Source organism: Methylobacterium haplocladii, assembly GCF_007992175.1.
GTDB classification, from domain to species: Bacteria; Pseudomonadota; Alphaproteobacteria; order Rhizobiales; family Beijerinckiaceae; genus Methylobacterium; species Methylobacterium haplocladii.
In genome coordinates, this window is record NZ_BJZT01000005.1 from 67,964 (window position 1) to 91,261 (window position 23,298).

Here is a 23,298-nt window from a genome sequence, read left to right on the forward strand (position 1 = left end):
TTCGCCCTCGCCGGTGCGGGATGCAGAGGCTGAACGCGCCGCCCAGCGTTAGCGCGAACCTGAGCGGCTGCACAGGATGACCGCAGGGTATTTTCCGGCCTTCGGTAAACGTCGCCTGTCGCAGGCACGCGTCTTCATTCCAGAATTGCTCGCCCGATGGGCAAGTCAGTTTAGGGAGAGCTATGGCGGCCGGGTCTCCTGCACGAAGCCACAAGCGGTCAGCCCGGCGCTCATATGTTCGTGCGGCGCCGCCTCGATCCGGATCGGCGGCTTTTTCGGGTAGAGCGGAAGTCCGAGCGCCCTCGCATGGAGTTGCAAGCCGGGGCCGCCGTGGCGCGGCGCGTTGCCGTAGATCGTATCGCCGCGGATCGGCCAGCCCATCGCCGCACAATGGACGCGCAGCTGATGCGTGCGCCCCGTCTCCGGCGCCAGCTCGAGCCAGGCGCTGCCGCCATCCGGGCTTCGGCCGAGGACGCGCCAGCGGGTCAGCGAAGGATCGCCGGCCGGATCGGACTTCATCCACCAGCTGCGCGGATCGTCGGAGCGCCTGGCCAGCGCGAGGTCGATCACGCCGCTCTCGTCCTGCGGCGCACCCTCGACGATCGCCCAGTAGGTCTTCTCGACCCTTCCATCCGCAAACAGCTTGTTCAGACGCGCCAGAGCCTTCGGATGCCGGCCGAGCACGAGGCAGCCCGAAGTGTCGCGGTCGAGCCGGTGCGCGGCCTGCGGCCGGCGCGGCAGGCCGAAGCGCAGGTCGTCGAGGCGATCGGTCAATGTCGGACCGCCTTTCGGCCCGGGATGAACGGGCAGACCGGCCGGCTTGTCGATGACGAGCATCAGGGCATCGCGGTAGAGGAGGCGGACGCCTATGTCAGTCGCAGTCATGGTGCCGGGCTAGAGCCGGGCACCGGCGGGAGCAAGTACGGATGAGTCGAGACGAGAAGCCGGGTTGGCTCGGCCGCCTGTTCGGACGCAAGGGCGAGACGGCCGACCCGGAGACCGAAGAGCGTGCGGAGACGCCCGAGGCGGGCTCGCCGGCTTCCGACTCCGAGGGTCGGCTCGACTTCGCCACGGGTGCCGACGCCGTCGCGCAGGTGCCGATGCCGGCGAGCGAGGCTTCGGCCGACGACGCCGGCAAGAACGAGGTCCCCGACGAGATCGAAGGCGCCGACCTGCAGCCCGGCCAGGAGCCGAATGCGCCGGCTCCGTCGGCCACGCTCAATCCGGCGCCCGTCGCCGTACCGGACCCAACCGAAGCCGAGGCGCCAGAACAGAAGCGCGGCTGGTGGACGCGCCTGACCTCCGGGATGAAGCGGACATCGTCCGCGTTGTCCGACCGCGTCACCGGATTGTTCACGAAGCGCAAGCTCGACGCGGACACGCTCGAAGAGCTCGAAGACGCGCTGATCCAGGCCGATTTCGGGGTGGAGACCGCCATGCGGATCTCGGAAGCCGTGGGCAAGGGCCGCTACGAGAAGGGCATCTCGCCGGACGAGGTGCGCGCGATCCTCGCCGCCGAAGTAGAGGCCGCGCTGGCGCCTGTGGCCAAGCCCCTGGTGATCGATACGACGAAGAAGCCGTTCGTGATCCTGATGGTCGGCGTCAACGGCGCCGGCAAGACCACGACCATCGGCAAGCTCTCGCTGAAGCTCAAGGCGCAGGGTCATTCGGTGATGCTCGCCGCCGGCGACACCTTTCGCGCCGCCGCGATCGAGCAGTTGAAGGTCTGGGGAGACCGCACCGGCACGACCGTGATCAGCGGGGCCCAGGGCGCGGATGCGGCGGGCCTCGCCTTCGATGCGCTCAAGCGCGCCACCGCCGAGGGAACCGACGTCCTGCTCATCGACACCGCGGGCCGTCTCCAGAACAAGAGCGGGCTGATGGCCGAGCTCGAAAAGATCGTGCGCGTGATCCGCAAGCACGATCCAGAAGCGCCCCATGCGGCGCTGCTCGTGCTCGACGCCACCGTCGGCCAGAATGCGCTCAGCCAAGTCGAACTCTTCGCCCAGGCCGCGCCGATCAGCGGCCTCGTGATGACCAAGCTCGACGGTACGGCGCGCGGCGGCATCCTGGTCGCGCTCGCCGCCAAGTTCGGCCTGCCGGTGCACTTCATCGGCGTCGGCGAGGGCGTGGAGGATCTGGAGCCGTTTGCGGCGCGGGATTTTGCGCGCGCGATCGCGGGGCTGGAGAAGGATTAGGCGAGGACGGGGACGGCGTCCGTCTGCGAGAAGCCGCTGCCCTTGAAGAGGAGCGGCGCGTCGAGCGGCTTCGCCAGCGCGTAGGAGAAGCAGTCGCCGAAGTTGTGGGCGGCCGGGTGCCTGCCTTTGCCATAGCGGACGAAGGCATCGGCGGCGGCCTGCGCGAGGGTGTGGTCGACGGGGACGATCGTGATGCTTTCACGAGCGCGCCAAGCGAAGAGCAGCGGGCTCAAGCAGGCAGTCCGTTCTCGTCGTAGGCCAGGATCTCGTCGATCGGCCGCGGATCGATCAGCGTGCGGCGGTTCAGTCCTTCGCGCAGCAAGCGCGCCGACTCCAACCCTCCGGCGATCTCCCGCGCCAATCGCTCCCGCACCCGGCGCGGCAGGTCGAGCAGGCGATCCGGCTGCGAGCTGTGCCGCATCGCCGACGATTCGCTCAGCAAAGCCTCGGCTTCGGCGTTCTCGATCGTGATGGACATCGCTCCCTTGCGGCCCTTACAGACATCGAGCCTCAATTCTTACATGCCGGCGGGCGAACACGCCACGATCGGTCCCGCGCACAGGCACATCCCCTTGGCCCTCCCCGTCGAATCCGTCCCGCCCCGCCGCCATCTTCCGCCGCTGCTCAAGCTGGTGCTGGAGATCGGGCCGTTGATGATCTTCTTCTTCGGCAACGCCTATGCCGAGCGCTTCGGCGTCGCCCCCGACCAGAAGCTGTTCGTGGCGACCGGGGTGTTCATCGTGGCCACCGTGATCGCACTCGGGGTGCACTACGCACTGATCCGGCGGCTGCCGATCATGCCGCTGGTCTCGGGCGTCGTCGTGGTGGTGTTCGGCGGCCTGACGCTGGCCCTGCAGGACAAGACCTTCATCATGATGAAGCCGACCATCGTGAACAGCCTGTTCGGGCTGGTCCTCCTCGGCGGCCTGGCGTTTCACAAGTCGCTGCTGTCGGTGGTGCTCGACTCGGTGTTCGCGCTCACCGACGAGGGTTGGCGCAAGCTGACCTTCCGCTGGGGGCTGTTCTTCCTCGTGCTCGCACTGCTGAACGAGGTGGTCTGGCGGACGCAGACGGAGGACTTCTGGGTCAGCTTCAAGGTCTTCGGCATCATGCCGCTGACCGTCGTCTTCGCGCTGGCGCAGACGCCGTTGCTGATGCGCTACGAGCGCAAGGGTGAGGCAAAGGCCTGAGACGCTACTTCGCGGCCGCGACTGTCCCTGCCGCCCGCAGCTTGGCCAACACTCCCGAATAATTCTCCGGGGTGACGATGCCGACGAGCTTGTCGCGGATGGTGCCGTCGGGGCCGACGATGAAGCTCTCCGGCACGCCGTAGACGCCGAAATCGATGCCGACCCGGCCAGTCGTGTCCGAGCCGACGGCGGCATAGGGCACGCCGTTGCGCTCGAGGAAGCGTCGCCCGGCCGCTGGCGTGTCCTTGTAATCGATGCCGACGACGCGAATGTCGGGCTCGCGTGCCATCCGCATCAGCATCGGATGCTCGATCTGGCACGGCGCGCACCACGACGCGTAGAAGTTCACTAGCGTCACCTTGCCCTTGAATTCGGCGCTGGACAGGCCCGGCACCGGCTTGCCATCCGCCGTGAGTTCCGCCACCGGGGGCAACTGGAAGGCGGGGGCCGGCTTGCCGATCATCACGGTGGGGATCGCCGCTGGGTCGGCGCCCGAGCGCAGGCGCAGGTAGAACACGCCGGCGAGTACGGCGAATGTCACCAGCGGCAGGATCACCAGCAGCGAGCGACGTACGGGTTGCGCGGTATCGGCGCCCGTCCCGCTCACGAACGACGCTCCCCGGCCGTATCCGCGAAGGTTGCGAGCGCCCGCTTCTGCGCCCGCTGGTCGAGCAATGCGCCGACGATGAGCCCGCCGATCACCAGGGCGGTGAAGGCGTAGGCGCCGACGATGAAGCCGGCATGCGGTCCGAGATCCAACATGGCTGTCCTCAGGCGCCCTGGCCGACGGGGAGCGATCGGGCAGGCGCGACGATCGACGCCGACGCGGCGCCGGCATCGAGCCGCTCGGCCTCGCGGATGGTCAGCACGCGGACGCGGCGGCGGAAGATCTCGGTGCGCATGGCGTAGAGGTGCAGCGTCACGCCGAGCAGGGTGAAGGCGAGGATCATCTCGAGCAGCGGGTAGAGCATCGAGGGGTCTATGGCCGAGCCGCCCATGCGCATGATCGAGGCGGGCTGGTGCAGCGTCGACCACCAGTTCACCGAGAACTTGATGATCGGCAGGTTCACTGCGCCGACCAGCGTCAGGATCGCGATGGCGCGGGCCGCCCGGTTCGGATCCTCGATGGTCCGCCACAGGGCGATGATGCCGCAATAGATCAGGAACAGCACCAGCATCGAGGTCAGGCGCGCGTCCCAGACCCAGTAGGTGCCCCACATCGGCTTGCCCCAGAGCGAACCGGTGACGAGGCAGATCAGGGTGAAGGCGGCGCCGATCGGCGCGGCGGCGCGCTGTGCCACGTCGGCGAGGGGATGGCGCCAGACCAGCGTGCCGATCGCGGACAGCGTCATCGCCCCGTAGAAGAACACCCCGAGCCAAGCCGCCGGCACGTGGATGTACATGATCCGCACGGTCTCGCCCTGCTGGTAGTCCGGCGGGACCACGAACCACGTAAGATACAGGCCGAACGCCAGCAGTGCGGCCGAGAGCCCGGCGAGCCACGGCATCGCGGGGCCGGACCAACGCAAGAAGTGCCCGGGATGGGCGAGGCGGTTCCAGAGAGCGGTCCACATCCGCGGCTGTTTACCGGACAGTGCGGTGCAGCGGCAATGCGCGGGATCGGCGCGGGAGCATCGGGACCGCGCCCGCGCCGATCACGTCCGGGTGTTCAGACCCGGCCGTGCACCAGGTCGTGGATGAAGCCGAGCTTCGTCATCACGTCGGGCGCCAGCACGAAGGGGTAGAGGTCGCGCTCCCCCATGGCGCGGCTGACGCTGTTCATGGCGAAGACGAAGGGCAGCCAGGCATCGATCACCTGCCGCGCCGATGCGGCGGCGTAGGGGTCGAAATCGATGCGTGTGGCGAAGTCGCCCCGGGCGTCGAGGAGCGGCTGCACCTGCATGCCGAAGGCCGAGGCCATCTCCAGCGTGTCGACGATGTGCAGGTAATGCGCCCAAGTCTCGGCGAAATCCTCCCAGGGGTGGGTGGTGGCGTAGGAGGAGACGAAGTGCTCCTGCCAGTCGGCCGGCGCGCCGTTCTCGTAGTGGCGCTTGAGGGCCTCGCCGTAATCCTGCGAATCGTCGCCGAAGATCGCCCGGCAGGCCTCGAGCTTGCCGGCGTCGCGTACCAGGAGGTCCCAGTAGTGGTGCCCGACCTCGTGCCGGAAATGCCCGAGCAGCGTCCGGTAGGGCTCGCCCATCTGGCTGCGGCGCTTCTCGCGCTCGGCATCGTCCGCTTCGACGAGTGCGATGGTGATGACACCGTTTTCGTGACCGGTCATCACCTTGGAGCCATCTCCGGGCGGGGGCTCGGCGAGAAAGTTGAAGACGAGGCCGTGCTCCGGATCCTCCGCTCGCGTCGTCAGCGGCAGGTTCCAGCGCAGCAGCGCGTAGAACAGGCGATGCTTGGCCAGTTCCATGTCGCGCCAGCGGGTGAGGTTGTTGTCCCCGGTCAAATCCGGAACGGTGCCGTTGTGGCGGCAGGCGAGGCAGAAGGCGTCGGTGGATCCCGGCGGGACCAGCCAGTTGCAGGCGTCATGGCCTGCGTTGGTGCAGAAGAAGCTCGGCCGCTCGGGCGCGGCCAGCGGGCTCCAAGTGTCGTTCCCGGCCGGTGCCAACGCCGAGAGCGTGCCCGTCTCCGGCAGGTAGGCGAGCCGATGGCCGCAGCGGCCGCAGGTTCGGTTCTCGAAATAGACGATGTTGCCGCAGGACTGGCACTGAAACAGCTTCATGAGGGGTCTCGCATCGACAGCCGCTCCGGCCGCCATTCACCCCGCATCAATGCCGGACGCGCGCGGACGTTCACGCAAAAAGTCGAGCGGAATCAGGATTTTGCGTCGAGGACCGCGAGACCGGCCGAGATTGCTCAAGCGTTGTGCAGCCAGCGCTCGTTCCATTCCGCTGCGATGAACTTCGATCCGACGACAGCGTTGAGCTGATCTCGACACTCTCTGCGCCGACGGCCCCCGACCATGACCGTGCACAGCCTCCTCCGCATCCCAGTTCTTGCGCTCCTTCTCCCGGCGGTGGCGTCGGCCGAGACGCCACCGGATCGCACCGGGACGGGCGGCGGCCCGCGCTCGACGATCACGGCCCCGCACACGACCGCGACCGGTGTGACCAAGCCGCCGGGCAGCGGCGAAGGACCGGCGACACCGGCCGAGCGGCGCGAATTGCAGCGGATCGAGCGCGAGAACGACAGGATCGACAGCGGCATCTGCGACGGCTGCGGCAAGTAGCTTCCTTGGAGTTTCGCAGCGGGCGGAGACGGTTCTGTATTACCTGATGACGATCCTCGAATCGCTGCTGGCAGTGTTCGGCATTCGCGGACCGCTGGAGGAATCCGCATACAGCGTCACACGGACGCTCGACCGCGGCGTCGAAATCCGCGTCTACGCATCTCGTGCGGCCGTGGAGACCGGAATGTCGCGAGGGGGCGACAGCGACGCCTTCCGGCGGCTATTCGCCTACATTTCCGGCGGCAACGGGCGCGGCGAACGCATCGCCATGACCGTACCCGTCGAAGCGGCCGGACAGCGGCTCGCGATGACGGTGCCGGTCGAGCGGGACGCGGCGAAAATGCGTTTCTTCCTGCCGGCTGCGCTGGCCGCCGACCCGCCGACGCCGACCGATCCGAAAGTGAGCCTGACGACGGTGCCCGAGCAACACCTCGCCGTCCTGCGCTTCAGCGGCCGGGCGACGGACACGGCGCGGGCGAAGCAGATGGCGAGGCTGGTGAAGGTGCTTGCGGATGCCGGCATCGCGACTGAGGGCGCTCCATTCTTCATGGGCTACGACCCGCCGTTCACGATTCCCTTTCTGCGGCGCGACGAGGTCGCGATCCGCGTCCCCACCGGCTGATCGCCGTCAGACGCTCCGCACGGCCGCGGCATCGAGGTTCTTGACGAAGTCGGAGGTGACGCTGCGGAGCACCTCGACCTGCTCGCGCACCGCTGCGGTCGATGCCTGCACCTCGCCGGCCACGTCGGTGGTGGTGCCGAGGACGCGCGAGACGGCACCGACATGCTCCACGGCCGCACCGGCCTCCTGCACGGTGGCGTGGACGTTCGCATCCATGCTCACCATCGCGTCGCGCTGGCGTGCGACGGCCTCGACGATCGCGCTCGTCGCCCGCTCGATGTCGGCGATGCGGCCGGCGAAGGCGTGCATGAAGGCGACCGACTGCTCGGTGGCGCTTTCCACGTCGCGGATCTGTGCGGCGATCTCTTCGGTGGAGCGGCCCGTCTGGCCGGCGAGGTTCTTCACCTCGGCGGCGACGACCGCGAAGCCGCGTCCGGCCACGCCCGCCCGGGCGGCTTCGATGGTCGCGTTCAGCGCGAGCAGATTGGTCTGTTCGGCCACCGAGCGGATCGTGGTGATGACCGAGCCGATGCGCTCGACGGAATGGGTCAGCTTTCCGACGGTCTCGCCGGTGCGGCGGGCCTCGTCGGTGGCGGCGCGCGTCACTGCGCCGGTCTCGTCGAGATGGCGGCCGATTTCGTCGGCGGCGTGGGTGAGGTTGCGGCAGGTCTCGGCGATCTCGCGGATGGTCGCGCCGGCCCGGACCGAGCTGTCGGTGGCGCGGCCGGCATCCTGCGTGGTGCGGTCGGCGAAGCGGCCGAGGCCCGCGGCGCTGTCGTCCATGGCGCCGAGCGCTCCCTCGATCGTCTCGACGACGCGCGCGACCGAGCCGCGAAAGCCCCGGACCTGCTCCTGCAGCACATGGCTGCGCTCGGCCTCGCGCCCGGCGCTGTCCAGCGCCTGCGCCTTCAGCGTTTCGGCCTCGTCGAGGTCGGTCTCGCTGCGGCGGAGGGCATCGCTTGCGGCAACGCCCGTCTGCAACCGCACCACAAGCCAGACCAGCACGGTCGTCTGCGCGATCAGGATGACGGCGTGGAGCATCACGCGGTCGATGCCGCCGCCATCGGGGAAGACCAGGCTCGGCACAGCCAGCGACAGGCCGAGATGATGCACGGCTACGACGCCGGCATAGGCGACGAGCGCCTTCCAATCGAGCCACGCCGCGACCACCGCGAGGCAGGCGAAGAAGTACATGTGCAGGTCGATCTGCAGGGCGCGCCCGGTGCCGTCCTGCTTGAAGATCGCCACCAGGATCGCGACGAGCCCGGCGAGCGCCATGCTCGACAGGATGCGGGCCGGCGCCCCCGTGAGATCGCGCCGCGCGAACAGCGTCGGCGGGACGACTATTGCGAGACCGATCGGGGCGACCAGCGCGGTCGAATAGACGTCCCTCCAGGCGTTCGCCGCTACGAGGATCGCGAGGTTGAGCCAGAGGAAGCCGATCAGGGCCTTCCCCGAGGTGGCGCGCAGCCTGTCGAGGGTCGAACTCTGCATGATGGTCTCGCTCAAACCGGAGCCGCGTTCAAACATCCCGGCACCCGGGACGCGTCGAGGGTGATCCAGGCGCCCGCCCGCCGCAGCTTCGCGGCGAAATCGGCCCCGTCGGAGACCGCCACGGCGGCCCATGGGAAGGGCGTGCCGCGCAGCAGCGCGCCGCCGGCATCCGCGACCACGCCAGCCGTCTCGGCCGGCGACAACCAGGGCGCGGCGATCACGAGGACCGGCCGCCCGGCCTGCGGAGAGGCCAGGAGCAGCAAGGGAAGCGCGACGCTGAGCATCGCCGAGGGGAGGACAACGAGGAGACGCATCGGATCGCGGCGACGATTGCCGACAACCCCTAAACCACCACTTAACGTTAAGGCCGCTGGATACTGTATTCGACCGGGGCCGTCATTCCGACCAGCGCAGGGCCGCCGCCGCCGCCAGCGTGCCGACCACGGCGGCGATCAGGCTCAGCGCGCCGAGGATGATCAGCGGCGTCACGAAAGGCACCGTGCCGCCGAGTGCGGAGTCCACGGCCGAGACCCCGAAGATCAGGGTCGGGATCATCAGCGGCAGCACCACGATCGCCAGGATCAGACCACCGCGGCGGATCGAGGCGGTGAGGGCCGCACCGACGGCGCCGACGAAGGTCAAGGCCGGTGTGCCGACCAGCAGCGTGAGCGCGGTCGCACCCATGGCGGTCGGCGAGAGTGCAACGAGCAGCCCGAACAGCGGCGAGGCAAGCGCCAGCGGCAGGCCCGTGGTCAGCCAGTGCGCCAGCACCTTGGCCAGCACCACCAGCTCCAGTGGGGCAGGAGAGGCTGTCATCAGGTCGAGGGAGCCGTCCTCCTCGTCGGCCTGGAAGATCCGGTCGAGTCCGATCAGCGTCGCCAGCACCGCCGAGAGCCAGAGGATCGCCGGACCGATTCGCGAGAGCAGGTTGAGGTCCGGCCCGAGCGCGAACGGCACCAGCGCCACGATCATCAGGAAGAACACGAGCGACAGCGCCCCCGATCCGCCGACGCGGGAGGCGAGGACGAGATCGCGCCGCACCAGCGCCGCCAGCACACGGATCATGCCCAGGCCTCCGCCTCGGCCGCATCCTCTGTCGCGGCCGGCAGCCCGATGCGGAGTTCGCGGGCATGGTCGAGGCCGATCGGCATGTGGGTCGCGGCGACGACGAGGCCGCCCTCCGCGCGATGCCGCGCCATCAGGCCGGCCAGCACGCCCTGCGAGGCCGTGTCGAGCGCCGCCGTCGGCTCGTCGAGCAGCCAGAGCGGGCGCCGACAGACCAGCAGCCGGGCGAGCGCCACGCGCCGACGCTGCCCGGCGGAGAGATAGCCCACCGGCAGGTTCAGGGCATGGGCGAGGCCCATCGCCGCCATCGCTTCACATGGTGAGGCTGTCGGCGCACCGAGAATGTCGCGGGCGAAGGTCAGATTCTCCTCGGCCGTCAACGCGCCCTTCAACCCGTCGCGGTGGCCGACGACGTGCAGGCACTCTGTCAGCGTCGCCTCGCCGGTCTCCTCGACGCGGATCGCGCCCGCATCGGGCTTGAGGCGGCCGGCGAGCATGGCCAGCAGGCTCGACTTGCCGGCGCCGTTGCGCCCGGTGACCGTCAACGCCTCGCCGGCCTCCAGCGTGAAGCCGAGACCCGAGAAGATGCGGCGCCCCGAGCGGCGGCAGGCGAGGTTTTCGACGATCAGCCGCACGGACTCTTCTGTTCCACCCTGCCGAGCCCGACCGGCTCGATTGCGTCCATGCGACAGTTGGATCGACCGGCCGTGATAGGCCGGAACCCACAACGATCCTCATGCTGAGGTGCCGCGCAAGCGGCCTCGAAGTACCCCGCCACAGTGCTCCAAGTCACCGGGGGCGCCTGGGGGACCGTGCGGCGTGCTTCGAGGCTGCTCCGCAACACCTCAGCATGAGGATCGTCGTGAGCGCCAGAGGCGGTCGCGCGATGCCTAGGGTCTGCGCGGGCCGCAGAGTACGGCCGAGTCACTCCGAAAGCGACACCAGCCCCCACCTGTCACCACCACCCGGTAGCGGCGAGTTTCGAACTGTTCTATACGGCGCGCAGGCTGCGCCGCGCGACCTCCAGGGCGTTCAAATCGCCCCTCGCGCACCACCCTGCCCGGGCACCCCCGGGGCGGCGCGCGCTCTTTGGAGCGTTTCCGGCCGAACACCGCTCGTGGCGCAGGTTATGCCTGCGCGTGTTCGACAACCGCCAGCAAAGGGTTCCGATCGCCGTGGCATCGCTCGACAGCTTCAAGGCCCGCCAGACGCTTACCGCCGGGGGCAAGACCTACACCTATTATTCGATCCCCGAGGCCGAGAAGAACGGTCTGGCCGCATCCACCGCGCTGCCCTTCTCGATGAAGGTGATCCTCGAGAATCTGCTGCGCTTCGAGGACGATCGCTCTGTGAAGAAGGCCGACATCGAAGCGGCGGTCGGCTGGCTCGACCAGAAGGGCAAGGCCGAGGTCGAGATCGCCTTCCGCCCCTCCCGCGTTCTGATGCAGGATTTCACGGGCGTGCCCGCGGTCGTGGACCTCGCCGCGATGCGCGACGCGATGGTGGCGCTGGGCGGCGACCCCCAGAAGATCAATCCGCTGGTGCCGGTGGATCTCGTCATCGACCATTCGGTGATCGTCGACGAATTCGGCACCCCGAAGGCGCTCGGCGACAACGTGGCGCTGGAATACCAGCGCAACGGCGAGCGCTACACATTCCTCAAATGGGGCCAGACTGCGTTCGACAATTTTTCCGTGGTGCCGCCCGGCACCGGCATCTGCCATCAGGTGAACCTCGAATACCTGTCGCAGACCGTCTGGACGAAATCCGAGGATGGCTCAGACGTGGCTTATCCGGACAGCCTCGTCGGCACCGATTCGCACACCACCATGGTCAACGGGCTGGCCGTGCTCGGCTGGGGCGTCGGCGGCATCGAGGCCGAAGCGGCCATGCTCGGCCAGCCGCTGTCGATGCTGATTCCGGAAGTGGTCGGCTTCAAGCTCTCGGGCAAGCTGCCGGAGGGAACCACCGCGACCGACCTCGTGCTCACCGTCACGCAGATGCTCAGGAAGAAGGGCGTCGTCGGAAAATTCGTGGAATTCTACGGCCCCGGCCTGGACGACATGGCGGTGGCCGACCGCGCCACGATCTCGAACATGGCGCCGGAATACGGCGCCACCTGCGGCTTCTTCCCGATCGACCGGAAGACCATCGACTTCCTCACGGTCACCGGCCGTGCCGACGACCGCATCGAACTCGTCGAGGCCTATGCCAAGGCGCAGGGCATGTGGCGCGACGCGCAGACGCCCGACCCGGTCTTCACCGATACGCTCGAACTCGACATGGGCGAGGTCCGTCCCTCGCTCGCCGGCCCGAAGCGTCCACAGGACCGGGTGCTGCTCGACGGCGCCAAGCCCGCCTTCGCGCAGTCGATGGAGACCGAGTTCAGACGCGCCGCTGACATCGCCAGCCGCTACAAGGTCGAGGGCTCGAACTTCGACATCGGCCACGGCGACGTGGTGATCGCGGCGATCACCTCCTGCACCAACACCTCGAACCCGTCGGTGATGATCGGCGCGGGGCTTCTCGCCCGCAACGCGGTGGCCAAGGGCCTCAGCGTCAAGCCGTGGGTGAAGACCTCGCTGGCGCCGGGTAGCCAAGTGGTTGGCGAATACCTCGACAAATCCGGCCTGCAGGAGAGCCTCGACAGCCTCGGGTTCAACCTCGTCGGCTTCGGCTGCACCACCTGCATCGGTAATTCCGGTCCGCTGCCGTCGGCGATCTCGAAGGCGATCAACGACAACGACGTGGTCGCGGCGGCCGTGCTCTCGGGCAACCGCAACTTCGAGGGCCGCGTGAACCCCGACGTGCGGGCGAACTACCTCGCCTCGCCGCCGCTCGTCGTTGCCTATGCGCTCGCCGGCTCGATGCAGGTCGACATCACCACAGAGCCCCTCGGCCAGGGTTCCGACGGGCAGCCGGTCTATCTCAAGGACATCTGGCCGTCCTCGGCCGAGATCCAGTCCTTCATCGAGAAGAACATCACCTCGACCCTTTTCAAGAGCCGCTACGCCGACGTGTTCGGCGGCGACGACAACTGGAAGGCCGTCGAGGTCACCGAGGCCGAGACCTTCGCCTGGGATTCGACCTCCACCTACGTGCAGAACCCGCCGTATTTCGAGGGCATGACCAAGACACCCGACCCGATCACCGACATCGAGGATGCCCGCATCCTCGGACTCTTTCTCGACTCGATCACGACGGACCACATCTCGCCCGCCGGCAACATCCGCGCGGCCTCGCCCGCCGGAGAATACCTGCAGGAGCATCAGGTCCGGGTCCAGGACTTCAACCAGTACGGCACGCGGCGCGGCAACCATCAGGTCATGATGCGCGGCACCTTCGCCAACATCCGCATCAAGAACCAGATGGTGAAGGACGAGGCCGGAAACGTCGTCGAGGGCGGCTGGACGCTGTTCCAGCCCTCCGGCGAACGGATGTACATCTACGACGCCGCGCAGAAATACGCGGAGCAGGCGACGCCGCTGATCGTCTTCGCCGGCAAGGAATACGGCACCGGCTCGTCCCGCGACTGGGCGGCCAAGGGCACGAAGCTGCTCGGCGTCCGCGCCGTGGTCGCCGAGAGCTTCGAGCGCATCCACCGCTCGAACCTCGTCGGAATGGGCATCGTCCCGCTGGTGTTCAAGGACGACCAGTCCTGGGCGAGCCTCGGCCTCAAGGGCGACGAGACCGTCACGATCAAGGGCCTCTCGGGCGAACTCAAGCCCCGCCAGACCCTCACCGCCGAGATCACCTCGGCGGACGGCACGAAACAGGACGTCCCGCTGACCTGCCGGATCGATACCCTCGACGAGCTCGAATACTTCCGGAATGGCGGCATCCTGCCTTACGTGCTGCGCTCGCTGGCAGCGTAAGGCGCGTTCGATCCTCGCTCGTCCGGCGGGCGGGGATCCTCTGCCGGGTCGAGCGCACCAGCTTCGGTGCGTTGCGGTGCGAGGCGAGCGAGAAACGGCGCGGCGGCCTTTTCGGCGGCACGCTCGATCGCCCGGTAATGCGCGATCACATCCGTCCCGAACGCCGACAGCCGGGCACCGCCGCCGGCCTTGCCGCCGATCTGCGACTCGACGACCGGCTGTCCGAAACCCGTGTTCATCGCCTCGACCAGCATCCAGGCCCGGCGATACGACATGCCGAGCGCCCGCCCCGCCGCCGAGATCGAGCCGTGCTCGGCGATCATCTCGAGCAGCTGCACCTTGCCTGGCCCAACCCGGTTGTCCTGTCCGAGGTCGATCCGGATGCTCAAGGTCGCCATCGTGTCTCTCGGTAGAGATGTTCGCGGCCGAACTCCTAGCACGGCTGTGGATCCGGTCGGCGCCCATACCGTAACCGGCGAGATCGCTCGCAACGACGGGCGAACGGTGAAGCCTTGGTGGCGTGATCTTGATAGCACTCCGCGTGTGCACCAATCGGACAGACGGTTTCCGTTCGATCCCTTCGGTCTTCCGCGTGTAATATTCATGGAAACACCGACTGTATTATAATACGTCACTTTCCATTAATGACATACGATTTTTCGTTTTAATTCAAACTTTATAATATTGAATCGCCAACTTATCATATTTATAGCCGATGACCAACGCGATGGCGGCTGCGTTGACGATCCGCGCGCAACAGTACGAAGTCCGACGCTGCGTCAATTTCGTCCCGACAGCCTGATTTCATGATCGGGACGCTTGACGTCGCTCGGGGCGGCCCGACAAAAGACCAGACAACTCACTGATAATCGGTGCTCTTGCACCTATCTGAGGACCGTAATCGGCATGGCGACTGCCCGGATCGAAGCTACATCCTCCTTTCCACTGATGGCAGCGCTCGACGCATCGGGCGTCGTCGGCGCATGGGATTGGGATCATGTGCGGAACGTCGCGGTCTACGACCGGGGCGCGGCGGGTCTGCTGGCGGGCGATGCGGCCCTGGCCGGCTGCCCACTGGACTGCGATGCGGCGATGCCCTGCGTCCATCCGGACGATTTCGGCGCCCTGGTCGAGGAGACGATCCGGGCGACACGGGTGGGTGGCTTGTTCCTGTCGGAATATCGCGTGGTGCTCGGCGACGGCCGGGTGCGCTGGCTGCTCAGCCGGGGCCGGACCTATCTCGGTGAGACGGGGCTGCCGCTGAACAGCCGCGGCATCCTCATCGACATCACCGAGGGACGGGAGGACGGGGACAGCTACGTCACCCGCCCGACCGCCGGCGTGGACCACCCGCTCGAAGCCGCCGCCGACCATCTCACGACCGTGCGCGAGACGCTGACCGGTATCGGCACCTTTCGGCTGCGCGCCGCCCTCGACGTGGCATTGATGGAGATCGGCAAGATGGTGGCCACGAGCATCCGGCTCGATCGCACGAAGCGGCACTAGCGCACGCTCTGCCGAACCAGAAACCGGTTCGGCGCCAGAGTGCGCGACAATACCGGACATCGAAGCGGCGATCGCGCGGTCAGCCTGGCCCGGTGCCTTGAATGTTGCCTATTCGACATTATCTGAGAATAGGAAAATAATGCAAATAATTTTCCTTTCTTGAGACGCCTGGGACTGCAAGCCCGTCTTGCAGGGCGTCTTGGGCGAGACCGGCGGCATCGCCATGGTGCCGATCGACACGCCCGGAGCCCGTTTCATGACAACGTTCGGCAAGCGTCAGCTGCTCAAGCATCTCGGCACGATTCGCGGGAGCGGCAGCCTGTCGATCGGTGAGGGGAGCCGCAGTCTCGGTTCCGTCTCCTACGAGATCGACAGCTTCGTCGATCGCATGATGTACTCCGCCAACGGCCAGATCGAAGGCGATACCGGTTTGCTCGCCGAGGCCTTCAAAGCCGGCACCGCGACGCTCGCTCTCGACGGTGGACGCTCCGTCGCCGTAGTGCTCGCCGACCCGGAAGGCAGCCCGACGGCGGAGATCGTGGTGCGGAGCGCGTTGCCGCTCTGACGTCGTCGCACCCCTCAGTGTCCTCCATCGGAAGAAGTTCGACCATGTGCGGCTCCACGGGATCGCGCGCGACGGCTTGGCTCGTCGCCTCTCTGCTTCTCGCCGGGTCCGCGGCGTTCGGACCCGCGAACGCGAAGCCGGCGACCCAGCCGGCCGTGTCCGAGGCCGAGAAGCTCAAGGCCATCAAGACGCAGGGCGACAAGGCCCAGCGCTCGAACGAGGCGCGCCAGCGCCTCTGGGACCGCAAGATGAAGGCCGTGAGCGGCAGCATCTGCAACGGATGCTGACATCGTCCACATTCGTGTCGGCAGCCTCGTCCGTCATCCCTCCCGAGCCCGCTCCCGCAGCACGAACTTCTGCACCTTCCCGGTCGAGGTCTTCGGCAATTCCCCGAAGATGATCTGCCTGGGCAGCTTGTACGGCGCCAGCCGTTCGCGGCACCAAGCGATCAGATCCTCGGCCGAGACTTGCCTGCCGTCCTTGAGTTCGACGAAGGCGACCGGGGTCTCGCCCCACTTCTCGTCAGGCTTGGCGACCACGGCGGCGGCCGAGACGGCCGCGTGCTTGAACAGCGTATCCTCCACCTCGATCGACGAGATGTTCTCGCCGCCGGAGATGATGATGTCCTTCGAGCGGTCCTTCAGCTGAATGTAGCCGTCGGGGTGCTTCACCCCGAGATCCCCCGAGCGGAACCAGCCGCCGGCAAAGGCAGCCTTTGTGGCCTTCGGGTTCTTGAGGTAGCCGCGCATCACGACATTGCCCTGGAACATCACCTCGCCAATGCTCTCGCCGTCGGCCGGCAGCGAGGCGAGCGTGTCGGGATCGCGCACGTCGAGGCCTTCGAGGACCGGATAGCGCACGCCTTGACGCGCCTTTTTTGCCGCGCGCGCGTCGGAGGGAAGGTCGTTCCAGGCTGCGTGCCAGGTGTTGACCACGGCCGGGCCGTAGGTCTCGGTCAGCCCGTAGAGATGAGTCACCTCGAAGCCGGCGTCGTTCATCGCCGCGAGTACGGCCTCGGGCGGCGGCGCGGCGGCGGTGAGGAAGTGGACCGTGTGCGGCAGGGCCTGCTTCTGGTCGTCGGGGGCGTTGAGCAGCGTGGACATCACGATCGGCGCGCCGGACAGATGCGTGACCTCATGCTGCGACAGGGCCGCGTACATCGCCGGCGCCCGGACCTGGCGCAGGCAGACATGGGTGCCGGCGACGATCGAGAGCGACCAGGGAAAGCACCAGCCGTTGCAGTGGAACATCGGCAGCGTCCAGAGATAGACGGCGTGCTGCGCGAGGTTCGCCGTGATGACGTTGCCGAGCGCCAGCAGGGCCGCGCCGCGGTGGTGATAGACCACGCCCTTCGGATCGCCCGTGGTGCCGGAGGTGTAGTTGAGCGAGATCGCGTCCCACTCGTCGGCGGGCATCGCCCAGTCGTGTTCGGGATCGCCCTTCTCCAGAAACGCCTCGTACGCGATCTTGCCGAGGGGCTCGCCCGCTCCGGTGAAGACGGGATCGTCGACGTCGATCACATATGGCTTCACCTTCGCCTGCTTGAGAGCGGCACGGGCCGTCATCGCGAATTCGCGGTCGACGATCAGCGCCTTGGCCTCGCCGTGGTCGAGGCAGAAGCCGATGGCCGCGGCGTCGAGCCGGGTGTTCAGGGTATTGAGCACGGCGCCGGTCATCGGCACGCCGTAATGGCACTCGATCATTTCGGGCGTGTTGGCGAGCAGCACCGCCACGGTGTCACCCCGGCCGACCCCGCGCTTGGCGAGAGCGGAAGCGAGGCGGCGGCAGCGGGCGTAGAGATCGCCATAGGCGCGGCGCAGATCCCCGTGGATCACCGCAATGTGCTCGGGGAAGGTGCGGGCGGCCCGGTCGAGATAGGTCAGGGGCGTCAGCGGCTGGTGGTTGGCCGGATTCCGGTCGAGATCCCGGTCGTAGATCGATTTCTTGGAGGTCTTTGCCGATTTCGGCTTGGTCTTGGACATCGTCGGTCCTCCCGGGACGAGAGTAGCCGGACGCGGGGCGCGATCAATCGGATTCGCCGGACGCGAAAAAGCCCGCGACGCCATGGGCGTTGCAGGCTTTTCGTGATCGTAGGATCGGGTCGGTTCCGGCGTAAGCCGGCTAAACGAGCGCTCTGGTCCCAGCGAGACCTAGGCCCGGACTCAGCGGTCGTGGCCGTTCAAGAGCTTCTCGATTGCGGCGAGACCGCTGCGCTCGGCAGCTTCTTCCGTGGTCTGCAGCCGGTCGGCCCGCTGGAAGAGCTTGCCATGACGTCGGATCGCCCAGGTGAAGTGTCCAGCCGGGCGCTCGCATGCTGCGATTTCGAGGGTGTAGGGATTCGCTGTGTTGCTCATGGTGAAGGATATAGGGCTGCCCCCCTGCTTCGGCTACCGCATCGCCGCATATGTCGGTTGCGGGCAATTGATGGAACCGGCGTGATTGACTTTCCGGAGGCGATCATCGACACGGCGGCCCGTTCACGTCTCTCATAAAAACCCTGTTCTCGGGCGTCTTTAACCCCGGCCACGGCAGCGCAGTGGGAGTTTTGTGAGAAGCATTCAGTCTCGATGGTGCCCGCATCCGGCAGGCGGCCTTGCGGTGCCGAACCCGTCACCGGATCGGAACGCCCGCATGCCCCGCACGACCCGAGCCACGATCTCCGGGCCGTCATGGCGAGCCTGACGGCAAGCGGCGGCGCGCCGCTGCCCCCCTCTCAAACGGGCTCGGCCAGGCTGACGGGTATCACCGCTTCGGCCTCGCGAAGGGCCAGCGGCGTGCTCGACTCGGCCGAGCGCGGCCACCTGCGCGCCTGCGCGCTGCTTCTCGTCATCGCCCTCGTCTGCTTCCTGCCGGGCTTCGTGTCGCTGCAGCCGATGGACCGCGACGAGCCGCGTTTCGCCCAGGCCTCCAAGCAGATGCTGGAGACGGGCGACTTCGTCGACATCCGCTTTCAGGGAGAGGCGCGCCACAAGAAGCCGGTGGGCATCTACTGGGCGCAGGCCGCCACCGTCGCCGTGGGCGAGGCGCTCGGGATCGACAACGCTCGCACCACCATCGCGCTCTACCGGCTGCCCTCGCTGATCGGTGCGCTCGCGGCCTCGCTCATCGCCTACTGGGCGGCGCTCGCGTTCATGCCTCGGCGTGGTGCGGTGCTGGCGGCAGCGCTCTTCACCGCCTGCCTGATGCTCTCGGCCGAGGCACGCCTCGCCAAGACCGACGCCCTCCTCACAGCCTGCGCGGTGGCGGCGATGGGCGCGCTGGCCCGCGCTTGGCTCGGCCGTGTGCGGCTGGAGCGCGAACGCGCTCCGCCCTCACGCGGCACCGCTCTGATCTTCTGGCTCGCCGTTGCTCTCGGCATCCTGGTCAAGGGGCCGATGGTGCCGCTGTTCGCCGGCCTCGCCGCCCTGGTGCTGGCGATCCGCGAACAATCCTGGCGCTGGCTGCTGGCGCTGCGGCCGCTGCCCGGCTTCGTACTGACGCTCGCGATCGTCGCGCCGTGGTTCCTGGCCATCGCCTGGAAGAGCGGCGGCGCCTTCTACGGCGAGGCGGTCGGCCACGACATGCTGGCGAAGGTCGGGACCGGCGCGGAAAAGCACTGGGCTCCTCCCGGCGCCTATCTCGGCGTGTTTTTCGCCACCTTCTGGCCCGGGGCGGCCTTCGCCGTTCTCAGCGTTCCGTTCGCCTGGCGAAACCGCCGCGAGGACGCGGTCGCCTTCCTCCTCGCCTGGATCGTACCGGCCTGGCTGCTGTTCGAGGCGGTGCCGACCAAGCTGCCGCACTACGTCCTGCCGCTGATGCCGGCCGTTGCGATCCTCACCGTGCTGGCGTTGGCCGGAGCTCCGGTGTCGCGCCGCCGCTGGGAAACCGTGGTCGCCGGCCTCGTGGTGGCCGTGCCGTTCGGCATCACGATCGGGCTCATCGGCGTCGGCTGGCAGCTCGACCGAACGGTTCCGTGGCTCGGCTTGCCGCTTCTGCTTGCGGCCTGTGCCCTGGCGGCCCTCGCCTGGGCGATGTTCGCCCGCGGCGTCGGCGAGGGCGCGCTGGTTCTTGCGGTCGGGGCGGGGGCGGTCCTCTCGGCCGGGGTCTTCGGACTGTCGCAGACGGAGGTGCCCGCCCTCAAGCTGTCGCCGCGCCTCGCCGCGATCCGCGACGGCCTGCCGTGCGAGGCGGTGCAGACGGCGAGCCTCGGCTACCGTGAGCCGAGCCTCGTGTTCCTGATCGGCACGAATTTGGCCACGCCGAGTACGGGCGCGGAGGCAGCCGCCTTCCTGCGCGCAGGCGGCTGCCGTCTGGTCTTCGTCGAAAGCCGCTATGCGCAGGACTTCGCGACGGCCACCGCGGGGCTCGATGCCACGCGCGTCGGCGTGGTCTCGGGCTTCAACATCAACACCGGCCGGCGGACCGAGCTCTCGGCCTACGCCACCGGGCTCGCCGGAGCGCCTGCGCCATGACCGCGGATTCCATCTCCCCCCTGCGCCTGAGCGTGGTCGTGCCGGTGAAGAACGAGGCCGGCAACATCGAGGCGCTGGTCTCCGAGATCGACCGGGCCTGCTCCGGACTTGGCCCCTTCGAGGTCATCTATGTCGACGACGGCTCCACCGACGCGACGTTGTCCACGCTCCAGGCTCTGAAGGCCCGGACGCCCTGGCTGCGGATCGTCCGGCATGACCGCAGCGGTGGCCAGAGTGGCGCGGTGCGCAGCGGCGTGCTGCGGGCCCGCGCCCCCGTGATCGCGACGCTCGACGGCGACGGCCAGAACGATCCGGCCTTCATCCCCGCCCTCTTCGCCGCCCTCGACCAGGGCGGCCCGGGCGTCGGGCTCGCGCAGGGCCAGCGCACGAGTCGCAAGGGGGGCTGGAAGCGGTTCCAGTCCCGCATCGCCAACGGCGTGCGCGGACGGGTCCTGAAGGACGCCACACGCGACACCGGCTGCGGCCTCAAGGTGTTTCGCCGCGAGGTCTATCTGGCGCTGCCCTATTTCGACGCCCTGCACCGCTTCATGCCGGCGCTGGTGACCCGCGAGGGTTTTGCCGTCGTGCATCGCGACGTCGTCGACCGGCCGCGCTTCACCGGCACCTCGAATTACGGGATGTTCGACCGGCTCTGGGTCGGGCTCCTCGATCTGGCCGGGGTCTGGTGGCTGATCCGTCGCCGCCGGCCCGCGCCGCGCGCGAGCGAGAGTACCGCCTCGGACGGAATCGGGTGACACCATGCTGATCCAGCTCGCCGAGGACCTGCCGGCCTATTTCTACGAGGTCTTCGTTACCCGTTTCGACTTCTGGTTGGTATTCGGCATCCTCGCGCAGCTCGTGTTCGGCTCGCGCTTCATCCTGCAGTGGATCGCCAGCGAACGAGAGGGCCGCAGCGTGATGCCGCTCTCGTTCTGGTTCCTGTCCATCGTCGGCGGCCTGATGACCCTCGTCTACGGCTTCGTGCGCAAGGAACCGGTGATCATCATCGGGCAGGGGCTCTCGACGGGCATCTACGTCCGGAACCTCTCGCTGATCTTTCGCGAACGGCGCAGACGATCTCAGCGCGACTTCGATGCGGCTTCGACGGACCCGCGCTGAAGTCGCGGCAGTTATCAACCTAAAATTGTTAGTCTAGTCGTCATGCTCGTCTCGCGTCGGCTCGTGCAACTCAGCAAAATACGCCGTTTATCGCGTCTTGATTTTTGCTAAGACAACGAGGCTCGCGAGAAAGGCCAATATGGCGGAGTTTCCTCCCTTCTACGACAACCTCGCCGCCTGCCATGTCGAACTCTGGCAGCGCCTGAAGGACGGCGTGACCGACCGCGACAGCGCCTTCCACACGCCGGCGTTGGCGACGATCGACCCGCACGGGCGTCCGCAGGTGCGCGCCGTCGTGTTGCGCGACGCCGACCGGGCGGCCGGCACCTTGCGCTTCCACTGCGACCGGCGCTCGGAGAAGGCCGCCGAGATCGCTACGACACGCACCGCCGCGCTCCAGGCCTACGACCGCGACGCGAAGATGCAGATCCGGGTCGACGGTACCGCCGAACTCCACACCGACGGCTGGTTCGCGGAATCGATCTGGACCCAGGCCCAGCCGATGAGCCGGGCGGTCTACGGCATCGCGCCCGGCCCCGGCACCGCCTTGCCGAACGGCGGCGACTACACGCTGCCCGACCGGGACGAGGCGATCCTCGCCGGCCGCGAGAATTTCTGCGTGGTCGTCCTGCGCGCCGAGCGCCTGGAGTTCCTCTACCTCGACCGCCGCGGCCATCGCCGCGCCCTCTGGCTGCGCAGCGAGGCGGGCTGGGTGGAGACTTGGCTGGCGCCTTGAGGGCTCAGGCCACGGCCGCCATCCGTGAAAACGCTGCCTCGAGATCCGCCTTCAGATCCTCCATGTCCTCGAGTCCGATATGGAAGCGGAGCGCCGGCCCTTCCGGCTTCCAGCGGGTGGCGGTGCGGTAGAGGGTCGGGTCGAAGGGGATGACGAGGCTCTCGAAGCCGCCCCAGGAAAAGCCCATCCCGAACAGTTCGAGCCCGTCGAGCATCGCGGCGAGGCCGTCCTCGGAGACGGGGTTGAGGATCACACCGAACAGGCCGGAGGCTCCCAGAAAGTCGCGCTTCCAAATGGCGTGGCCGGGATCGTCGGGGAGTGCCGGGTGCAGTACCCGGGCGACCTCCGGCCGGCCCTGAAGCCACTCCGCCATGGCGAGGCCGCGCTGCCCGTGCTCGCGCAGCCGGAGCCCCATCGTCCGCAAACCCCGCAATCCCAGAAAAATATCTTCGGGGCCGGCGCAGGGGGCGAAGTGCTCGTAGGTGCGCTTGATCGCCGGATACCAGCGCTCGGTCGCCGAGACGAGGCCGATCAGCAGGTCGGAGCCGCCCGAGAGATACTTGGTGCCGGCTTCCACCGCGATGTCGACGCCGCGCTCGTGCGGGGGAAACAGCAGCGGCGTCGCCCAGGTGTTGTCCATGATCACCGCGCCGCCACGGGCATGCATCGCGTCGGCGATCGCCGGCACGTCCTGCATCTCGAAGGTCTGGGAGCCCGGCGCCTCGACGAGTACGGCCTTGGTATTCTCGCGCATGAGCGCGGCGATCCCCGCGCCCGCCAGCGGATCGTAATACTCCACCTCGACGTCGTAGCGCTTCAGCACCCCATCGCAGAAGATGCGGGTCGGGCGGTAGGCCGAGTCGGTCACGAGCAGGTGATCGCCGGCACTCACGACGGCCATCAGGGCGATGGTGAGCGCCGAGAGGCCCGACGGCGTCAGCACCGTGCCGGCCGCCCCCGCGATCTCGGTCCAGGCCTCGGACAGCGCGTCCATCGTCGGCGTGCCGGAGGTGCCGTAATTGTAGCGCCCGCGCCGATGCTTGATGTCGTCGTAGGTCGGATAGAGGACCGTCGAACCGCGATAGATCGGCGTGTTGACGAAGCCGTGCTGGGCGCCCGGGTCGCGGCCTGCGAGCACGAGGCGGGTGTCGGCGCCGAAGCGTCCGAGATCGCGCGGGGGGGATTTGGACATGGGCCTCGGGTCGGACGGCGTGTGGGGCGAACGCCGGCCTTTCAGCC

Annotated in this window: 27 protein-coding genes; 12 read left to right on the top strand and 15 right to left on the bottom strand. The window is 67.9% G+C overall.

The genetic code is table 11. The features are described from left to right. Positions 1-180: 180 nt before the first annotated feature. Complete coding sequence (locus MHA02_RS02415; protein ID WP_147076379.1) at positions 181-885, bottom strand: RluA family pseudouridine synthase; 705 nt, start codon at positions 883-885, stop codon at positions 181-183. A gap of 41 nt (positions 886-926) precedes the next feature. Between MHA02_RS02415 and ftsY the strand changes: the two genes are divergently transcribed. Next, positions 927-2,198, top strand: a complete 1,272-nt coding sequence (gene ftsY, locus MHA02_RS02420; RefSeq protein WP_147076380.1) for a signal recognition particle-docking protein FtsY — start codon at positions 927-929, stop codon at positions 2,196-2,198. Here the strand turns inward: ftsY and MHA02_RS22930 are convergent. Together MHA02_RS22930 and MHA02_RS02430 are read right to left on the bottom strand one after the other, a co-directional pair. Next, entirely contained in the window at positions 2,195-2,431 is a 237-nt protein-coding gene (locus MHA02_RS22930) for a type II toxin-antitoxin system VapC family toxin (RefSeq protein WP_174804638.1), read from the bottom strand. The genes ftsY and MHA02_RS22930 overlap by 4 nt on opposite strands. After that, positions 2,428-2,676, bottom strand: coding sequence for a hypothetical protein (locus tag MHA02_RS02430; protein WP_147076381.1), 249 nt, complete (start codon positions 2,674-2,676; stop codon positions 2,428-2,430). Before MHA02_RS02430 ends, MHA02_RS22930 begins: the two co-directional genes overlap by 4 nt. A gap of 94 nt (positions 2,677-2,770) precedes the next feature. Here MHA02_RS02430 and MHA02_RS02435 point away from each other — a divergent pair, with 94 nt between their 5' ends. Next, complete coding sequence (locus MHA02_RS02435; protein ID WP_244612394.1) at positions 2,771-3,388, top strand: septation protein A; 618 nt, start codon at positions 2,771-2,773, stop codon at positions 3,386-3,388. Between the two features lie 4 nt (positions 3,389-3,392). On the opposite strand, the gene MHA02_RS02440 is transcribed toward MHA02_RS02435, so the two are convergent. From MHA02_RS02440 to MHA02_RS02455, 4 genes are all read right to left on the bottom strand, one after another. Then, complete coding sequence (locus tag MHA02_RS02440) at positions 3,393-3,995, bottom strand: DsbE family thiol:disulfide interchange protein (protein WP_147076383.1); 603 nt, start codon at positions 3,993-3,995, stop codon at positions 3,393-3,395. Beyond that, positions 3,992-4,150 (bottom strand): heme exporter protein CcmD, encoded by a 159-nt coding sequence (gene ccmD / locus MHA02_RS02445; protein ID WP_373866678.1) that lies wholly within the window; start codon positions 4,148-4,150, stop codon positions 3,992-3,994. The genes MHA02_RS02440 and ccmD overlap by 4 nt, the downstream gene beginning before the upstream one ends. 8 nt (positions 4,151-4,158) lie before the next feature. After that, on the bottom strand, positions 4,159-4,962 hold the full coding sequence (locus MHA02_RS02450; protein WP_147076384.1) for a heme ABC transporter permease: 804 nt from the start codon (positions 4,960-4,962) through the stop codon (positions 4,159-4,161). Between the two features lie 95 nt (positions 4,963-5,057). Then, positions 5,058-6,119, bottom strand: coding sequence for a zinc-binding metallopeptidase family protein (locus tag MHA02_RS02455; protein WP_147076385.1), 1,062 nt, complete (start codon positions 6,117-6,119; stop codon positions 5,058-5,060). A gap of 240 nt (positions 6,120-6,359) precedes the next feature. Between MHA02_RS02455 and MHA02_RS02460 the strand changes: the two genes are divergently transcribed. Together MHA02_RS02460 and MHA02_RS02465 are read left to right on the top strand one after the other, a co-directional pair. Then, entirely contained in the window at positions 6,360-6,626 is a 267-nt protein-coding gene (locus MHA02_RS02460; RefSeq protein ID WP_147076386.1) for a hypothetical protein, read from the top strand. Between the two features lie 46 nt (positions 6,627-6,672). Continuing rightward, entirely contained in the window at positions 6,673-7,248 is a 576-nt protein-coding gene (locus MHA02_RS02465) for an SOUL family heme-binding protein (RefSeq protein ID WP_147076387.1), read from the top strand. A 6-nt stretch (positions 7,249-7,254) separates the two neighbouring features. Here the strand turns inward: MHA02_RS02465 and MHA02_RS22425 are convergent, their stop codons facing one another. The 4 genes from MHA02_RS22425 to ccmA form a co-directional block, all read right to left on the bottom strand. Beyond that, positions 7,255-8,742 (bottom strand): methyl-accepting chemotaxis protein, encoded by a 1,488-nt coding sequence (locus MHA02_RS22425; protein ID WP_147076388.1) that lies wholly within the window; start codon positions 8,740-8,742, stop codon positions 7,255-7,257. Between the two features lie 11 nt (positions 8,743-8,753). Further along, positions 8,754-9,056 (bottom strand): hypothetical protein, encoded by a 303-nt coding sequence (locus MHA02_RS02475; RefSeq protein WP_147076389.1) that lies wholly within the window; start codon positions 9,054-9,056, stop codon positions 8,754-8,756. A gap of 82 nt (positions 9,057-9,138) precedes the next feature. Beyond that, positions 9,139-9,807 (bottom strand): heme exporter protein CcmB, encoded by a 669-nt coding sequence (gene ccmB / locus MHA02_RS02480; protein ID WP_147076390.1) that lies wholly within the window; start codon positions 9,805-9,807, stop codon positions 9,139-9,141. Further along, positions 9,804-10,442, bottom strand: coding sequence for a heme ABC exporter ATP-binding protein CcmA (ccmA, locus tag MHA02_RS02485; RefSeq protein WP_147076391.1), 639 nt, complete (start codon positions 10,440-10,442; stop codon positions 9,804-9,806). Before ccmA ends, ccmB begins: the two co-directional genes overlap by 4 nt. A 540-nt stretch (positions 10,443-10,982) precedes the next feature. Between ccmA and acnA the strand changes: the two genes are divergently transcribed. After that, the gene (gene acnA / locus MHA02_RS02490) at positions 10,983-13,682 is read left to right on the top strand and encodes an aconitate hydratase AcnA (RefSeq protein WP_147076578.1); all 2,700 of its coding nucleotides are present in this window, start codon (positions 10,983-10,985) and stop codon (positions 13,680-13,682) included. On the opposite strand, the gene MHA02_RS02495 is transcribed toward acnA, so the two are convergent. After that, complete coding sequence (locus MHA02_RS02495; protein ID WP_147076392.1) at positions 13,655-14,080, bottom strand: winged helix-turn-helix domain-containing protein; 426 nt, start codon at positions 14,078-14,080, stop codon at positions 13,655-13,657. The genes acnA and MHA02_RS02495 overlap by 28 nt on opposite strands. Positions 14,081-14,588: 508 nt before the next feature. Between MHA02_RS02495 and MHA02_RS02500 the strand changes: the two genes are divergently transcribed. The 3 genes from MHA02_RS02500 (at position 14,589) to MHA02_RS02510 (ending at position 16,040) form a co-directional block, all read left to right on the top strand. Beyond that, positions 14,589-15,188 (top strand): PAS domain-containing protein, encoded by a 600-nt coding sequence (locus MHA02_RS02500; RefSeq protein WP_147076393.1) that lies wholly within the window; start codon positions 14,589-14,591, stop codon positions 15,186-15,188. Positions 15,189-15,375: 187 nt separating this feature from the next. After that, on the top strand, positions 15,376-15,753 hold the full coding sequence (locus MHA02_RS02505; protein WP_147076394.1) for a hypothetical protein: 378 nt from the start codon (positions 15,376-15,378) through the stop codon (positions 15,751-15,753). 44 nt (positions 15,754-15,797) lie between these two features. After that, the gene (locus MHA02_RS02510) at positions 15,798-16,040 is read left to right on the top strand and encodes a hypothetical protein (protein ID WP_147076395.1); all 243 of its coding nucleotides are present in this window, start codon (positions 15,798-15,800) and stop codon (positions 16,038-16,040) included. A gap of 33 nt (positions 16,041-16,073) precedes the next feature. Here the strand turns inward: MHA02_RS02510 and MHA02_RS02515 are convergent, their stop codons facing one another. Then, the gene (locus MHA02_RS02515) at positions 16,074-17,735 is read right to left on the bottom strand and encodes an acyl-CoA synthetase (RefSeq protein WP_147076396.1); all 1,662 of its coding nucleotides are present in this window, start codon (positions 17,733-17,735) and stop codon (positions 16,074-16,076) included. Positions 17,736-17,915: 180 nt separating this feature from the next. Beyond that, entirely contained in the window at positions 17,916-18,107 is a 192-nt protein-coding gene (locus MHA02_RS02520; protein WP_147076397.1) for a hypothetical protein, read from the bottom strand. A gap of 315 nt (positions 18,108-18,422) precedes the next feature. On the opposite strand from MHA02_RS02520, the gene MHA02_RS02525 reads away from it, so the two are divergent. From MHA02_RS02525 to MHA02_RS02540, 4 genes are all read left to right on the top strand, one after another. Further along, positions 18,423-20,204, top strand: a complete 1,782-nt coding sequence (locus MHA02_RS02525; RefSeq protein ID WP_147076398.1) for an ArnT family glycosyltransferase — start codon at positions 18,423-18,425, stop codon at positions 20,202-20,204. After that, complete coding sequence (locus tag MHA02_RS02530) at positions 20,201-20,959, top strand: glycosyltransferase family 2 protein (RefSeq protein WP_147076399.1); 759 nt, start codon at positions 20,201-20,203, stop codon at positions 20,957-20,959. Before MHA02_RS02525 ends, MHA02_RS02530 begins: the two co-directional genes overlap by 4 nt. A 4-nt stretch (positions 20,960-20,963) precedes the next feature. Then, complete coding sequence (locus MHA02_RS02535; protein WP_147076400.1) at positions 20,964-21,323, top strand: lipid-A-disaccharide synthase N-terminal domain-containing protein; 360 nt, start codon at positions 20,964-20,966, stop codon at positions 21,321-21,323. 139 nt (positions 21,324-21,462) lie between these two features. Further along, positions 21,463-22,059: a pyridoxamine 5'-phosphate oxidase family protein gene (locus MHA02_RS02540; RefSeq protein ID WP_147076401.1), complete on the top strand. Its 597-nt coding sequence runs from the start codon at positions 21,463-21,465 to the stop codon at positions 22,057-22,059. A 4-nt stretch (positions 22,060-22,063) separates the two neighbouring features. On the opposite strand, the gene metC is transcribed toward MHA02_RS02540, so the two are convergent. Continuing rightward, positions 22,064-23,251: a cystathionine beta-lyase gene (gene metC, locus MHA02_RS02545; RefSeq protein WP_147076402.1), complete on the bottom strand. Its 1,188-nt coding sequence runs from the start codon at positions 23,249-23,251 to the stop codon at positions 22,064-22,066. Positions 23,252-23,298 lie beyond the last annotated feature (47 nt).

Bases quoted from the DNA above. Each gene is read 5' to 3' on its own strand.
- ccmD (WP_373866678.1), bottom strand. From the start codon at position 4,150: ATGTTGGATCTCGGACCGCATGCCGGCTTCATCGTCGGCGCCTACGCC.
- MHA02_RS02535 (WP_147076400.1), top strand. From the start codon at position 20,964: ATGCTGATCCAGCTCGCCGAGGACCTGCCGGCCTATTTCTACGAGGTC.
- ftsY (WP_147076380.1), top strand. From the start codon at position 927: ATGAGTCGAGACGAGAAGCCGGGTTGGCTCGGCCGCCTGTTCGGACGC.
- MHA02_RS02495 (WP_147076392.1), bottom strand. From the start codon at position 14,080: ATGGCGACCTTGAGCATCCGGATCGACCTCGGACAGGACAACCGGGTT.
- MHA02_RS02515 (WP_147076396.1), bottom strand. From the start codon at position 17,735: ATGTCCAAGACCAAGCCGAAATCGGCAAAGACCTCCAAGAAATCGATC.
- MHA02_RS02430 (WP_147076381.1), bottom strand. From the start codon at position 2,676: ATGTCCATCACGATCGAGAACGCCGAAGCCGAGGCTTTGCTGAGCGAA.
- metC (WP_147076402.1), bottom strand. From the start codon at position 23,251: ATGTCCAAATCCCCCCCGCGCGATCTCGGACGCTTCGGCGCCGACACC.
- MHA02_RS02415 (WP_147076379.1), bottom strand. From the start codon at position 885: ATGACTGCGACTGACATAGGCGTCCGCCTCCTCTACCGCGATGCCCTG.
- MHA02_RS02475 (WP_147076389.1), bottom strand. From the start codon at position 9,056: ATGCGTCTCCTCGTTGTCCTCCCCTCGGCGATGCTCAGCGTCGCGCTT.
- MHA02_RS22425 (WP_147076388.1), bottom strand. From the start codon at position 8,742: ATGCAGAGTTCGACCCTCGACAGGCTGCGCGCCACCTCGGGGAAGGCC.
- MHA02_RS02500 (WP_147076393.1), top strand. From the start codon at position 14,589: ATGGCGACTGCCCGGATCGAAGCTACATCCTCCTTTCCACTGATGGCA.
- MHA02_RS02525 (WP_147076398.1), top strand. From the start codon at position 18,423: ATGGCGAGCCTGACGGCAAGCGGCGGCGCGCCGCTGCCCCCCTCTCAA.
- MHA02_RS02450 (WP_147076384.1), bottom strand. From the start codon at position 4,962: ATGTGGACCGCTCTCTGGAACCGCCTCGCCCATCCCGGGCACTTCTTG.
- MHA02_RS02540 (WP_147076401.1), top strand. From the start codon at position 21,463: ATGGCGGAGTTTCCTCCCTTCTACGACAACCTCGCCGCCTGCCATGTC.
- MHA02_RS02460 (WP_147076386.1), top strand. From the start codon at position 6,360: ATGACCGTGCACAGCCTCCTCCGCATCCCAGTTCTTGCGCTCCTTCTC.
- MHA02_RS02510 (WP_147076395.1), top strand. From the start codon at position 15,798: ATGTGCGGCTCCACGGGATCGCGCGCGACGGCTTGGCTCGTCGCCTCT.
- MHA02_RS02455 (WP_147076385.1), bottom strand. From the start codon at position 6,119: ATGAAGCTGTTTCAGTGCCAGTCCTGCGGCAACATCGTCTATTTCGAG.
- MHA02_RS02520 (WP_147076397.1), bottom strand. From the start codon at position 18,107: ATGAGCAACACAGCGAATCCCTACACCCTCGAAATCGCAGCATGCGAG.
- ccmB (WP_147076390.1), bottom strand. From the start codon at position 9,807: ATGATCCGTGTGCTGGCGGCGCTGGTGCGGCGCGATCTCGTCCTCGCC.
- MHA02_RS02465 (WP_147076387.1), top strand. From the start codon at position 6,673: ATGACGATCCTCGAATCGCTGCTGGCAGTGTTCGGCATTCGCGGACCG.
- MHA02_RS02530 (WP_147076399.1), top strand. From the start codon at position 20,201: ATGACCGCGGATTCCATCTCCCCCCTGCGCCTGAGCGTGGTCGTGCCG.